This window comes from Candidatus Woesearchaeota archaeon, from assembly GCA_018675335.1.
Lineage (GTDB): Archaea > Nanobdellota > Nanobdellia > Woesearchaeales > UBA11576 > JABJCP01.
In genome coordinates, this window is record JABGYH010000003.1 from 110,895 (window position 1) to 124,697 (window position 13,803).

At 29.1% G+C, this 13,803-nt stretch carries 14 protein-coding genes; 8 read left to right on the top strand and 6 right to left on the bottom strand.

Annotation, left to right across the window (positions count from 1 at the left end; genetic code table 11):
• Positions 1-44: 44 nt before the first annotated feature.
• Positions 45-458 (bottom strand): YjbQ family protein, encoded by a 414-nt coding sequence (locus tag HN587_02085; protein MBT7902621.1) that lies wholly within the window; start codon positions 456-458, stop codon positions 45-47.
• A 133-nt stretch (positions 459-591) separates the two neighbouring features.
• Here HN587_02085 and HN587_02090 point away from each other — a divergent pair, with 133 nt between their 5' ends.
• Both HN587_02090 and HN587_02095 read left to right on the top strand, forming a co-directional pair.
• Positions 592-1,368 carry a ZIP family metal transporter gene (locus tag HN587_02090; GenBank protein MBT7902622.1) on the top strand — a complete coding sequence of 259 codons (777 nt, stop codon included), beginning with the start codon at positions 592-594 and terminating at the stop codon, positions 1,366-1,368.
• A 172-nt stretch (positions 1,369-1,540) separates the two neighbouring features.
• Positions 1,541-4,024: a hypothetical protein gene (locus HN587_02095; GenBank protein ID MBT7902623.1), complete on the top strand. Its 2,484-nt coding sequence runs from the start codon at positions 1,541-1,543 to the stop codon at positions 4,022-4,024.
• A 358-nt stretch (positions 4,025-4,382) separates the two neighbouring features.
• Here HN587_02095 and HN587_02100 read toward each other — a convergent pair whose 3' ends face one another.
• Positions 4,383-5,300, bottom strand: coding sequence for a thioredoxin domain-containing protein (locus HN587_02100; protein MBT7902624.1), 918 nt, complete (start codon positions 5,298-5,300; stop codon positions 4,383-4,385).
• 81 nt (positions 5,301-5,381) lie between these two features.
• Positions 5,382-5,936, bottom strand: a complete 555-nt coding sequence (locus HN587_02105) for a hypothetical protein (protein MBT7902625.1) — start codon at positions 5,934-5,936, stop codon at positions 5,382-5,384.
• Between the two features lie 103 nt (positions 5,937-6,039).
• Between HN587_02105 and HN587_02110 the strand changes: the two genes are divergently transcribed.
• The 4 genes from HN587_02110 to HN587_02125 are packed head-to-tail and all read left to right on the top strand — an operon-like array spanning position 6,040 to position 8,579.
• Positions 6,040-6,612, top strand: coding sequence for a YfcE family phosphodiesterase (locus tag HN587_02110; GenBank protein MBT7902626.1), 573 nt, complete (start codon positions 6,040-6,042; stop codon positions 6,610-6,612).
• 41 nt (positions 6,613-6,653) lie between these two features.
• A complete protein-coding gene (locus HN587_02115) occupies positions 6,654-7,433 on the top strand; it encodes a Patatin (protein ID MBT7902627.1) in 780 nt (259 codons plus the stop codon).
• Positions 7,430-8,191, top strand: a complete 762-nt coding sequence (locus HN587_02120; protein ID MBT7902628.1) for a class I SAM-dependent methyltransferase — start codon at positions 7,430-7,432, stop codon at positions 8,189-8,191. The genes HN587_02115 and HN587_02120 overlap by 4 nt, the downstream gene beginning before the upstream one ends.
• A gap of 19 nt (positions 8,192-8,210) precedes the next feature.
• Positions 8,211-8,579 (top strand): hypothetical protein, encoded by a 369-nt coding sequence (locus tag HN587_02125; protein ID MBT7902629.1) that lies wholly within the window; start codon positions 8,211-8,213, stop codon positions 8,577-8,579.
• A gap of 8 nt (positions 8,580-8,587) precedes the next feature.
• Here HN587_02125 and HN587_02130 read toward each other — a convergent pair whose 3' ends face one another.
• From HN587_02130 to HN587_02140, 3 genes are all read right to left on the bottom strand, one after another.
• Positions 8,588-8,749, bottom strand: coding sequence for a hypothetical protein (locus tag HN587_02130; protein ID MBT7902630.1), 162 nt, complete (start codon positions 8,747-8,749; stop codon positions 8,588-8,590).
• 38 nt (positions 8,750-8,787) lie between these two features.
• Positions 8,788-9,306, bottom strand: coding sequence for a pentapeptide repeat-containing protein (locus tag HN587_02135; protein MBT7902631.1), 519 nt, complete (start codon positions 9,304-9,306; stop codon positions 8,788-8,790).
• 128 nt (positions 9,307-9,434) lie between these two features.
• Entirely contained in the window at positions 9,435-10,412 is a 978-nt protein-coding gene (locus HN587_02140) for an LD-carboxypeptidase (protein ID MBT7902632.1), read from the bottom strand.
• Between the two features lie 184 nt (positions 10,413-10,596).
• Here HN587_02140 and HN587_02145 point away from each other — a divergent pair, with 184 nt between their 5' ends.
• Positions 10,597-11,724 carry a mechanosensitive ion channel gene (locus HN587_02145; protein MBT7902633.1) on the top strand — a complete coding sequence of 376 codons (1,128 nt, stop codon included), beginning with the start codon at positions 10,597-10,599 and terminating at the stop codon, positions 11,722-11,724.
• A gap of 140 nt (positions 11,725-11,864) precedes the next feature.
• Positions 11,865-13,757 carry an amino acid permease gene (locus HN587_02150; protein ID MBT7902634.1) on the top strand — a complete coding sequence of 631 codons (1,893 nt, stop codon included), beginning with the start codon at positions 11,865-11,867 and terminating at the stop codon, positions 13,755-13,757.
• Positions 13,758-13,803: the final 46 nt, after the last annotated feature.

Below are 13,803 nucleotides of genomic sequence, written 5' to 3' on the forward strand. Positions count from 1 at the left end.
TGCGATATTGTGGTTTTTTGGAAGTAGTGTTAGCAAATATTAGTTTATTCACCCAATATTTTAATCATAATTCGCTTATCACGTTGACCATCAAACTCAGCATAATAGATTTGTTCCCAAGTACCAAAATCAAGTTTACCATTCGTGATTGCAACTGTAACTTCACGACCCATAATAGTTCGCATCAAATGAGCCCAACCATTGTCTTCTCCTGTTTGGTGATGATGATAATTTTTGTTTTTTGGAACTAACTCTTCGAGCCATTCTTTGTAATCTTGAATTAAACCAGACTCTGCATCATTAATGTATACTGAGGCAGTTATGTGCATAGGATTTACTAAAACCAACCCATCCATAACACCTGATTCTTTTACTGCGAGTTCAACTTCGTGAGTTATATTTACAAAATCAACTCTTTTTTGAGTGTTTATGACTAATTTTTTTGTGTGCGACTTCATTTTAGAATTGATGAGGTTAAGAGGTATAAAAAGTTTAGGGTTGCCCCCGTTTAAATTATATTTAAATTATAAGTGTCCAAAATTAAATTTTGAAAGATAAACTTTTTAAAGACATATTGATTTTTTAAGAAATATGAATGCAATCTATACCATAATTAGTGTTATCATAGTATCATTAATTAGCATTATTGCAGCAGTACCACTCTTAATTAAAAAGAAAATATCAAATAAAACACTACTATTTTTACTAAGTATTTCTGTTGGAGTATTACTCAGCACAGTTTTTATTGAATTCTTACCCGAAGCAATGGAGCACGGACATGACTTAGGTTTAGTTGTTCCACTAACAATTCTTGCAGGATTTTTAATCATGTTTATTTTAGAAAAATTCATACACTGGCATCACAACAAAAAATGTGAAGATGGACACTGCGGACATGGACATGCATATAATTTATCAATCATAAACTTAATTGGAGATGGAGTACACAACTTTATTGATGGACTAGTAATTGCAGGAGCATATGCAGTAAATGTTACGTTAGGAATTACTGCAACAATATCAATCATATTTCATGAAATTCCTCAAGAACTAGCAGATATAGGAGTTTTATTATATTCAGGATTATCAAAGAAAAAAGTCATCATGTTTAATTTTTTATCTGCAATAACTGCAATATTTGGCGCAGTTGTTGGAATTATATTTGTAGAAAAAATACCTGGATTCACCCAATTCATAATACCATTTGCTGCAGGAAATTTTATTTATATCGCTGCAACAAACTTACTTCCTCAACTTCATAGGCATTGCTGTTTGAAAGATACATTCTTACACATACTAGCAATACTTATTGGAATTGGAATAACTGTTTTAATATCAGTACTATTACCAGGACATTCTCATGCTTAAAAGACCTTCTTATATTTTTAGTTGCAACAAATATATAAATAACACAACCTTTTATGACTAATAGTTTATAAATAGAAATATCACTATTAATACAATATCACACAATAAATAACAGCCCAATTTGCAATAAATAAGATCATATTTCATAATAATTATTATCTATATTTTAAAAATGGCAGACTTGAAATCAAAAAAAATATTATTTTATCCAATTGATCTAGATTACAAAGTAATTGCAGGCAAGCCCATCATCTACTTATATGGTCGAACAAAAGAAGGTAAACAAATATGTGTAAAAGACAAAACATTTGAACCTTACTTTTATGTTTCTCTAACTGACGATTCTAATGTTAATGAAGTAATAAAAAAAATACAAGAAACTGAAATAGACAAAAGAGGCTATGAAGGTAAAGTTGAAAGAATTGAAACAGTAAAACGCGAATTTAGAGGAAAAGACCAAGAATTTTTACAAGTATTTACTAACATACCCAAAGCTGTTGCTGCCATAAGTAAAGAAGTGAAAGACTATGAAGGCGTAAAACGTACGTTCGAATATGATATTCATTTTACTCGAAGATACTTAATGGATAAACAAATAATCCCCTTAACATTAACAGAAGTGCACGGAGACTTTGTTGATGAACGAAATCGAGTTCCAGTATTTAATGCAACCCATATTGAAAATAATTCATCAGAAACATATGATCCACAAAAAATATTAGCATTCGACATAGAATGTTACAATCCACTTGGAAAAGTAATTGTTCCAGAAAAATTTCCAATAGTAATGATTGCATTTTATGGAAAAAATTACAAAAAAGTATTAACTTGGAAAAGATTCAAAACCAATCATGACTACATAGAATTTGTAGATGGAGAAGCTGAATTATTAACAAGATTTAAAGAAATTGTAAACGAACAAAGTCCAGATCTATTAACTGGATATTATTCTGATGGTTTTGATTTACCATATATTTTGACTAGAGCTGCAAAATATAAACTAAAAATGGACTTTAACTTAGATTATAGTCCTATTTCTACAAATAGTCGCGGAGAGACAAGTGTTCCCACAATAGGAATCGTTCATTTAGATATAATCAGTTTTATTAGACGAATCATATCACGAAAATTAAAAACAGATTCTTTAAAATTAGATTTAGTTGCAGAAGAATTGCTAGGAGAAAGAAAAGATGATGTTGATTTAAATTTACTTGCAAAATATTGGGACGAAGGCGCACAAGAACTAGAAACATACTGCGTGTACAATCTCCAAGATGCAAAACTTACCCATGATTTAACAGAAAAAATATTACCAAATTTAATTGAAATGGTAAAATTAATCGGACAACCAATTGCTGCAGTAAATAAAATGTCATTCTCCCAACTTGTAGAATGGTTTTTGATGCGACGAACAAAAGATTTTAACATGATTATTGAAAATCGACCAGGATATGATAAACTAACAAATCGTCGAGGAGAAAAAGTAAAAGGTGCATTTGTATTCGAACCAACACCTGGACTGTATCATGGAGTCACCGTATTTGATTTTAGAAGTCTATACCCTACAATTATTGTATCGCATAATATTTCTCCTGAAACAATCAATTGTGAGTGTTGTGAAAATGAAGTTAAACATGTTCCAATAGATAACAAAAATTTATGGTTTTGTAAAAAGAAAGAAGGATTCTATTCATCAGTATTAAAAGAAGTGATAACTCGAAGAATGAGAGTAAAAGAATTACTAAAAACTGCAGAACCAGAAAAAAAAGCACTCCTTGATGCAAGACAAGAAAGTTTGAAAGTACTCGCAAATTCATTTTATGGATATTTAGGATTTTATGCTGCCAGGTGGTATAGTAAAGACTGCGCAAGATCAGTAACTGGATATGGACGAAATTATATTCACTTAGTAATTGACAAAGCAGAAGAAAAAGGATTTCAAATAATTTATTCTGATACAGATAGTATTTTCATAAACTTAAAAGAAAACACAACTGACGATGCGAAGAAATTTGTTGAAGATATAAATAATAAATTACCAGGAATGATGGAACTTGAATATGAAGGATTTTATCCTGCAGCATTATTTGTATCAGTAAAAGAAAGTGATGAAGGTGCAAAGAAAAAGTATGCGCTACTTGATGATACTGGAAAAATCATGATAAAAGGGTTTGAAGCAATAAGACGTAATTGGTCAACAATTGCAAAAGAAGTCCAACTAAAAGTAATAGATATTTTATTAAAAGAAGATAATCCAAAAAAAGCATATGATTATGTTAAAGAAATAATCCAACAATTAAGAAAGCGAGAATTACCAATTGATAAAGTAATCATAAAAACCCAATTAACAAAACCAATCGCAAGCTATGATTCAATTGGACCACATGTTGCTGCAGCAAAACGAATGCAAGCGCGGGGTGATGAAGTAATTCCCGGAATGATAATTCAATATGTAATTACAGTAGGAAAAGGATTAATTCGTGAAAGAGCAAAATTACCTGATGAACTTGATGGAAATGATTATGATCCTGACTATTACATAAATCACCAAATATTGCCTTCAGTTGATAAAATATTTGTGGTATTTGGGTATTCTAAAGAAGACCTAGCTGAAAAAAAAGAACAAAGCAAACTCGACAGTTTTTTTGGAAGCTAATTATATATACTTTTTAAACTAAATTACCTTAAAATTTAAAAAATTTAAAGAAAGATTTAAAAACTCTGATGTCTAGAGTAACTTTATTGCTGAAATCTAAAATTATACCATAAAAAGATTAGAAAAAACAAACTAAATGAAAATCTAATCTAAAAAATTCTATACTAAGAAAAATGGCCCAAGGAATTGATTTTTTTAATACAGTGAACTATTTAGATCCCAAATGCCCTAGCTGCGGCACTAAGATAGATTGGGGAGTATCTACAGAATATTGCGATGAAACCGAAGGCCAAATTTGTAAGAAATGCGGTAACGAAATACCTGATATGATTTGAATAAAAAAAATTTTATTTAATCTTTAATCTAACATTTTCTTGTATGCTCTATAAGGTTTAGGACCAACAATAGGTTTACCGTTAACAAAAACAGTAGGAGTTCCATAAATACCAGTTTTTTGAAGTTCATCAAATTGTTGCTGATTAAGAGTTGTCATAGACTCAGAAGAAGCACAAGACTTAATCATATTAACATCAATACCAAGAGTTGTTAATATTTCCGTAATGTTTTTTTCATTTAAGTTTTTTGATCCTAATTCAAACAAAGCATCATTAAACTGAATAAATTTATTCGGATACTGACCAAATACACAGTTAGCATATCCAGTTAAGAAATCAGTATGATGTTTCACAGGATAATGTGCGAAAATAAGATTAATAGTATTCTCATCAAATAATTTACGAATAGACGGATAAACTTCATGAGTATAATCACAACCATAACAACCAATGAATAAAACTTGATTTTTTATATCTGCATTATAAGATGGAAAAAGAGACAAATCAATATTTTCAATACTTAAGTCTTCAATAGAACCAGTTGTTCCCCCACAAGTACCGTAAGGATTCTCAGATACTTTATTATTTTCACCTAATGGATCAAATATACAAAAACTATCATCTTGAGGGCCGTTACAATTACCATAAACAACGTAATTATAACCTCCAATTCCAGTGTATACAACACTCACGATTGAAAGAATTATGAAAATGTATGATAAAATTATAAAATTACCATAAACAAATTTTGCTAACGCTTTATTTTTTGTAATTAAACGCCCAGTTAATTGGTATTTGATACGCTTATCAAGATTAGTATTGCACTTCCTAAACGTAGTTTTACGAATAACACAATCTAATGCCTCTTTTGCAAGTGGCCTATAACGTACAGAAAACAAAGCCATCAATGCGAAAACAATTAAAGCTACAAAACATATCATTTTAATGTAATCAAATTTAGACTTGATTTATAAACTTTTTTGTAGATTTAATAAGCACTAGAATCAAAATTAGTTGTTTTTTTAAAGATATTCAGTTAAAGAAGTTAAATATGAATCAGCTCTCATGGCAGCATCTTCTAATTCTTTTAGATTATCTAAAAAAGTATTAGCTCTTTTTGCTTTAGCAGCTCCTGCAAGTACACTTGTGCCAACTATAGTGCTTATCCCTGCAGCCAAACTATGAAAAAAATATCCTGCCACTCCTCCAATACCACCCAATATCCAAACACAATCAACTGCTTGATCTATAAACCGCTCATTATACCCTTCAGTTGTATAAATTTTAGGATTTATTTCTTCTTGAACGCCCATAGAATTTATTGAATTTATTAATGCTACTACGTTTGCATCAAACTTAGGATCATCATTTGGCCTAAAAAATCTTGAAAAAAAACCCGCATACTGATTTAAAACAAATTGCGCCGCTGCATGATATGTATCTTTTCCTTCCCTAACCAAGTTTGCCAAGGGATCACTTGCTAAAAAATCATCAATACATTTTTTTCTAGCAGCATCATGTGCTGTCCAATCAACTATATCAATTGCTTCAATTTTTTGTTTTAACGTTTGTTGCATAATAATTGTTAAACTGAAATAAAATAGTTTATAATAATTGCGGGTTTTAAAACTAGATAAAAAAAAGAATAATTATTTATATCCCAAATAGATTCAGCACCATATGAAAATTGCAATAATATCCGATGTACACGAAAACATACACAATTTAGTACTAGCTCTCAAGAAGATTGAGGAATTGAGTGCAGAACAAATTATATTTCTTGGAGATTTAATTAATCCTGGAATTGCAAAACACATTTCTAAATTAAACATCCCCACATTTGCAATATTTGGAAACAATGATGGAGATATTTCAGGCCTCATGGAAGTAAGTTTACAAAAAGGAAGTAATTTAAAATTTGGATTTACAAATTATGACATTGTTAAATTTGATAATCGTAAGATTTTTTTAACACATTTTCCAATGCTTGCAAAACCCATGGCTAAGTCAAAAGAATTTGACGCAGTATTTTATGGACATAACCACGAAAAACATCAAGAAATGATTGGTGACTGTTTAGTTTTAAATCCTGGAGAATTAAGTGCGCACAAAACAAAAACTGCAAGTATCGCACTATATGATACAAAAACCAATACTGCAGAGATCATAATTTTAGAAGGCTCAATTAGTACAAAAACTGATGAAGCAGAAAAATATTTCAAACAAATAATTGATAATACGCACAAATATTAATTTTTTATATTAAAAATTTTTAAAAAGAGGATTTGAAAATTATGAAAAAAATAGGCTTAGTTCTAGGTGGAGGCGGTGCTCGAGGTCTTGCTCACGTAGGATTTCTTAAACAACTTGAAAAAGCACAAATACCAATTTCAGCAATATCTGGATGTAGCATGGGAAGTATTATCGGAACATTTTATGCTGCAGGAAAAAGTGCAACAGACATTGAAAAGTTTATTCTAGACACAAGAACATATGATCTTATGGATATCTCACCAACAATTAAAGGATTTTCAAAAGCTGAAAAAATACAAAAAAAAATTGAAGAGTTCATAGGAATTACAAAATTTAGTGAATTAAAAATTCCACTAACCATAAATGCAACCGATTTTTCAACAGGCACTGAAAAAGTGTTTAGCGAAGGTAGTTTAATTAAAGCTATTCGCGCAAGCATTTCATTTCCAGTACTATTCCAACCAGTAAAAATTGGCAGTAAATTTTATTCAGATGGAGGAATCATAAATAACCTGCCATTTGCTCACTTACCCAAATCAATAAATAAAATAATACTCGTGGATGTCTCCCCACCAGAAAAAATTAACAATGAAAAAACTAATATGGTGCAACTACTCGAAACAAGTGTTAGACTCATGCAAAATCAAATTAACAAATTAAATTTAGAAAAAATAAAAAAGGAAAAATATATTTTAATCAAACCAAATGTTGGAAAATATCACGTAATTGAACCAAAAACAAAATTCAAAGAAATAATTTTGAAAGGCGAAAATTCGTTTAAACGAAATAAAAAAGAAATTTTAAGGATGATTACAAAATGAAAACAAAACTAACAAAACTAGTCTATGAAGAATTTGCAGGAAAAAACGCGCAAGAATGCTACATCAAAAAAGCAAAAGAAGGATTATGGATTTCTGAAAAACATTTTTTTAAAAAATATTTTGTTAACAAAAAATCCAAACTATTAGATATTGGTTGCGGCACAGGCAGAACAACAATTCCTTTGTTTAAAGAAGGATTTGGCATACTCGGAATTGATTTTGTTCCTGAAATGATTAAAAATGCTAAATTAATTGCCAAACAAAAAAAATTGAAAATAAAATATGAAGTTGGAGATGCTACCTCCTTGAAATTTAAAGATAATTCTTTTGATTATGCGTTGTTTTCAAATCAAGGTTGGACACAAATACCTGGAAACGCGAATAGGTTTAAAGCACTTCTTGAAATTAAAAGAGTTTTAAAACCAAAAGGTAAATTTATTTTTACAGCACACCCAAGAGTTGTTACTGGAACCTATGGTTGGTTCTGGGTCAAACAATGGCTTAAATTTCATTTCGGAACATTATGGGGATTCAAATTAGATGAACTAGATTATGGAGACCGATTTTTTGAAAGAGAAACAAATGATTCACAAAAAACGTATATGACTAAACAATACATTCACATACCGTCAATTAGAGAAGTTATTTTTGAAATACGAAAAGCAGGATTTAAATTAATCGAATATAATGGAGATTTACAAATTTCTAAAAAAGATGTAAGAACCCACCCCCCTGTGTTTTTTGTTTGTGAAAAATAATAACTTCAAGAGCAATAAAATGAATATTCCAAAAAAATATTTAACAATAATTAAATGGACTACAAGAATTATTGCTGCAGCAACATTATTACTTGGCTTACCATTTTATTTTGGGTATGGCAACCCACTTCCTTTCGCAAATCCCAACAACAGTCTTTTTGACAATCTTTGGCTTTTTACTTTTCCTTTAATGTTTATAGGGCTCGGCCTTGGCTGGAAATGGGAAAAAATAGGAGGATACTTAATTGTAATCCCAATAACTCTTGCAACAATCATTGGATTTATAATTCTAAAAGAAGGACTACCCGGACCTATGTTTATCCCCATGATTATTGGAATATCCTACTTAATACTAGGATATAACCAGAAAAAATCAAGTAAAAATTAATTAAAATATCATTTTTTTCTTTTTTGCCAAAATATTAAAAAAACAGTTAATAATGTAAAAAATAACGCAGTTCCAACATATGCGATGAAATTTGTTTCTGGTTCTGGGAAAAAAAATAAAACTAAAATTCCTACTACCACAATTAACGGAACTGAATAATCAAGCACCATATCTAAACTTTAAAAAATTCAAATATATAAATGTTTTATTAATCTAGTTCTATGTCAAAACTATCTAACAAGCCAATTACTTCAGGAATTGAGAAAACTGTTTTTTTAATCATATTTTTATTAGGATTTATACTATAATTTTTAGCAGTTTTAAATGATGCAAAACTTAAATTTGATTCTTCAAATTGACTTCCTTTAAGATTTGATTCTTCAAATTGGGCATTAGTCAAATTGGTTTTGATAAAATTACAATCTAATATTTGGCAACTGGAAAATAAAGTATCTTTTAAATTTAAATCAGAAAAATCAGACATTGATATCAAACAATGTTCGAATGTAAAACTAAATAAAAATTTTGCACAAATAGAAAAGTTCAACCCTAAAATTTTACAATTTTTAAAACTACAATTTTGAATTTTAGTATTTTCTAAATTGACATTAGATAAATTACACTCTTCGAATACACAATCAACAAAACTAGAATTTTTAAAAGATTTATCTGTGAAATTTTTTGTCTGAAACGTTTTTGATTCGAATTCTTTATCTTGAAACTCCATATTAACAATATATATTTCATGATTTATAACTTTTATCAATCTTCAAAGAGATTAATTGGATAAATAACACTGCAATAAAATTAAGAAAAAAATTAAGTTAAACTTAATATCACACTCAGGATTGAGTTTTAATGTTTAATGATCTTTAATTCAACGGTCTCATCAACGTTTAACGTTGCAGTTCCACCAATAGGAAAAGTAATTAACGGATTAGTATGACCAAAATCTACATTCGCAATAATCGGGATGTTTTTTAATTCTTCTTTTGACTCAATAATATATTTTAATTTTTCTAAAGTCATTTCACTTCCTTCTTGAAACCGTCCAATAACAATTCCTTTAACCTTATCAAAATTTGGTTGGTGAATTAACGATTGTAAATCTCGATCAAAAGCATGCGGTTTTGATTCTTCATCATCTTCTAAAAATAATATTGAATCAGAAAGATCAGGCATAAATTCAGTTCCTTGCAACAAATTAAACGTGCAAAGATTTCCTCCAAAAATTGTTCCTTTTGCAGTACCCTTATTTAAAATAATGAAATCTTTATTTTTAATAATGTTTCTAGTTTCTTGATCTATATACCAAGGATCATCAGACCAAGTCTTTGATGTTTTAACCTCAAATTCAACTTCTTCCATCAAACATTTTTTGAAATAGTCTAAATTATATTCAAATTCTTTTTTCATCCCCCACGTAGAAAAATGAAGACCTGAATAAGTTATTAATCCAGTTTTTGCAGTTATAGCATTTGATATTGCAGTAATATCTGAGTAACCACAAAGAATTTTTGGATTATTTTTAATTAAATCATAATCAAGATATTTTAATATTTGGTTAGAATTAAAACCCCCAATTACAGTAAAAATTGCTTTCACATTTTTATCTGAAAATGCATCATGCAAATCATCCACTCTGCTCTTAATTGAAGAGGAAATAAACATATCTTTTTCCCTACAATTTTTAGAGAACGATAGTTTAAACCCTTGTCTTTCAAAATTTTTCTTTGCCAATGAAATTAAATCATCTGAAAGTAAAGCTAAACTTCTTGCAGGCGCAATAATTCTAATTTCATCACCTGGTTTTAATTTATTTGGAACTACCATATTCGGAATCATCATGACACAACCAGTTCTTATTAAAATTATATAAACTTTTTGAAATATTTTAAAATAGTCAAAGCAACTCAAAAAAAGTTATTTAGGTTGTGACAACGCAAATTCTATGATTAAATCATAAAGAAAGGTTTATATTTAACTTAAAAATATTTAAAAAAATATGAAATTTGGTATGAAAACAAGTTATTGGATAACTGGACTAGTTATTATACTATTAGGACTTATTTTTGGGTGCTATGCTTGGTTAGCTTGTAAAGACTACTGTATTTCCATATTAATAGGAAACTATTCTGCAATTATGCTAATCGCACAAGTATATATTAAAAAAATTGCAACAATCATTCTTTTATTCATATTATTTAAGATAATTCAAAGTATAATTCTTGGAAAAATCTTAAAGAAAATAATGAAACAACTGAATAGCGCAGAAAAATATACTAGATTACAAAAACTTATTAATTTTAGTTTATGGACTGTATTTGTAATTATAACTCTCTCAATTTTTATAGGCAACATCACAGCACTCCTAGCATCATTAGGATTAATAGGCTTTGGACTTACTTTTGCACTACAAAAACCCATTTTGAATTTTGTTGGATGGCTAACCATAATTATGAAAAACATATATTCTGAAGGTGACAGAATTAAAATAAATGGGATTGTTGGGGATGTTAAAGAAATTCAAGTAATGAATACCATGTTAGATGGTCTTTTAGAAAATTCAGATGTTGTAAGTGGAAAAATTATTTCATTCCCAAATGAATTAGCTTTAACCTCAGATATTTCCAACTACACCAAAGAAAGTAACTATATTGTCAATGAATTATCTATCTCAATAACCTATGAAAGTGATTATCATAAAGCAATTAAATTATTGAAAGAAATAATATTAAAACAAGTAACAAAAAATAAACGAAAATATATTAAAAAAATAACTAAACAAAAAAAGGATCTTAATGGTTTTATTAACAAATGGATAAAAACAAATAAACCTGCTAAAAAAGAAGAAAAAACAGAAAATCAAGAACTTGAACGTTTGAAAAAAGAAACAGAACAACTAACTCAAGAACTCAAACAAATAGAAGAAGAATTTATTCCAAACATAAGAATTGAAATGCTAGATTCCGCAATACAATTAATCGCACAATTTACTTGCCCATATGATGAAATCAAAAAAAACAGAACAGAAATTAATATTTTATTTCTTGATGCAATACAAAATGAAAAAAATATTGAAGTAGCATATCCACACATGGAAATAATTACTAAAAATAATTCTAAAGACAAATCCAAAAAATAAATTTGAAAAATGTTTAATTTAAACAAGCACTAAAATTTATTTTATTTATTCTTAAAAAAATATCAACCACACATTTAGAGTACCACTCGAAAATACTCGCAATCATTTATATAATGTATTTATAAATAGTATTAATAATAATGGCAGAATTAAAGAAAGTACTTAGTTTTCCAGTAATACTTCTAATAACCATAAATTCAATAATGGGTACAGGAATATTTTTCTTACCTGCCCTCGGTGCAAAAAATGCAGGACCTGCATCACTATTTTCTTGGTTAATATTATCATTTATTGCAATATATTTCTCAATGGTATTTGCAGAACTATGCAGCATGTTTCCAAAAGCAGGAGGAGTTTATGAATTTTGCAAACAAGCATTTGGAAGATTTCCCTCATTCATAATTGGGTGGGTAACAATTCTTGCAGGAAATATAACCATTGCCATGCTAATAGTTGGCGCAATACAATACTTATTACCAATACCTGCAACAATAGTTAAATTATCAATTTGTTTATTGTTCATATTTATTTTTAATTTTATTGCATACAAAGGAATGAAAACGAGTGCTGTTATGTTAGTTACATTTGCATTAATAACTATTGGAACATTACTTGCATTAATTGTTCCAAACTTGTTAAAATTTAATCCAGGAAATTTTGATCCAATGTTCGTGTTCCCAATCTCAACATTATTCATAACAATTTTCTTTATTGCAGAAACATTCTTCGGATGGGAAACTGCAACGTTCCTTGCGGAAGAAACAAAAAATCCAGAAAAAGTAATGCCTCGCGCACTTATTGGCGGAACAGTAATTATCGCAATCATTTGTTTATTATTTGTAATATCTTCACTTGGCGCAATAAATTGGAAAATATTTGGAGCATCAACAACTCCACTTTCAGACTTAGCATCAGTACATTTTGGTTCAATCGGAAATAGCATATTTACAATACTTGTTTACTTATCAATAATTGGATCAGTTGCAGGCTGGATTGTTTCAGCACCTCGACTTATCATGGCATTAACTCGAGATAAATTATTTCCCCCACAATTTAAATCAATACATCCAGTTTACAACACACCATACAAAGCAATCATTTTTCAGACAATTCTCACATCAATACTTGTCGTTGTAGGATTTGGATCATATCAATTATTACTAGTACTATTATTACCAATGGCACTACTACTTTACTCAGCAGTCGCATTAAGTTTAATTATTTTAAGATACAAACAACCAGATACTCCTCGACCATTTAAAATGCCATTTGGAAAATCTGGTTCAGTCGCCTTAATCATTTTTAGTTTAGGACTTATTGGAACTTGGCTATTTGTAGAACACGGATCTTTTGGAATATTAAAATTAGGACTGTCTTTTGTTGCGATAGGAATACCAATTTATTTTTTAATTGAAATGTATTATGATCCTCACGCAATAATGATAGTTAATGATCTACTTGCATACTTCGCACTGTGGACCGAAAATTTGGCATTCCCTAAACGTAGACAAAATGAAATACTAACTTTACTTGGAGACGTAAAAGGAAAAAGAGTTTTAGAATATGGTTGTGGAGTTGGAACCGTCACCATGACTCTTGCAAATCTTGTTGGAAAAAAAGGAAAAGTATTTGCAGTCGATATTTCTAAAAAAAATCTTAAAATTGCTAGAAAAAGATTTGATAGTGCAGGACACGATCATGTTATCACAATTCACGATCCACATTATGATAAAGTACATCATAGCGTACCATCCCCAGTTGATTCAGTAATTAGTGTTGGTGCACTTGGATACACACAAAAAGTTCGAACAGTACTTAAACATCTTAATCGTCGTTTAAGAAAAGATGGAAAAATTGTTTTTGTAGATTTTGATAAATTCTTTGATATCATCCCCAACATTGATTGGATTGGAGATGATCAAAAAGTATTCAAATTATTTGAAGATTGCGGATTTGATATTCAAGTTGTAAGAAAACAAGGATTTGCTTGGCAATATGTTTTTATTTATGGTAAGAAAAAAAGAAATGCATAAAAATTAATTTCAACACCCATTACAAATATAATTCTAATAAAAAAAA

Coding starts and splice junctions, on each gene's coding strand:
- HN587_02115 (MBT7902627.1), top strand. CDS start 6,654: ATGAAAAAAATAGGCTTAGTTCTAGGTGGAGGCGGTGCTCGAGGTCTT.
- HN587_02140 (MBT7902632.1), bottom strand. CDS start 10,412: ATGGTAGTTCCAAATAAATTAAAACCAGGTGATGAAATTAGAATTATT.
- HN587_02090 (MBT7902622.1), top strand. CDS start 592: ATGAATGCAATCTATACCATAATTAGTGTTATCATAGTATCATTAATT.
- HN587_02085 (MBT7902621.1), bottom strand. CDS start 458: ATGAAGTCGCACACAAAAAAATTAGTCATAAACACTCAAAAAAGAGTT.
- HN587_02100 (MBT7902624.1), bottom strand. CDS start 5,300: ATGATATGTTTTGTAGCTTTAATTGTTTTCGCATTGATGGCTTTGTTT.
- HN587_02150 (MBT7902634.1), top strand. CDS start 11,865: ATGGCAGAATTAAAGAAAGTACTTAGTTTTCCAGTAATACTTCTAATA.
- HN587_02125 (MBT7902629.1), top strand. CDS start 8,211: ATGAATATTCCAAAAAAATATTTAACAATAATTAAATGGACTACAAGA.
- HN587_02120 (MBT7902628.1), top strand. CDS start 7,430: ATGAAAACAAAACTAACAAAACTAGTCTATGAAGAATTTGCAGGAAAA.
- HN587_02135 (MBT7902631.1), bottom strand. CDS start 9,306: ATGGAGTTTCAAGATAAAGAATTCGAATCAAAAACGTTTCAGACAAAA.
- HN587_02110 (MBT7902626.1), top strand. CDS start 6,040: ATGAAAATTGCAATAATATCCGATGTACACGAAAACATACACAATTTA.
- HN587_02105 (MBT7902625.1), bottom strand. CDS start 5,936: ATGCAACAAACGTTAAAACAAAAAATTGAAGCAATTGATATAGTTGAT.
- HN587_02130 (MBT7902630.1), bottom strand. CDS start 8,749: ATGGTGCTTGATTATTCAGTTCCGTTAATTGTGGTAGTAGGAATTTTA.
- HN587_02095 (MBT7902623.1), top strand. CDS start 1,541: ATGGCAGACTTGAAATCAAAAAAAATATTATTTTATCCAATTGATCTA.
- HN587_02145 (MBT7902633.1), top strand. CDS start 10,597: ATGAAAACAAGTTATTGGATAACTGGACTAGTTATTATACTATTAGGA.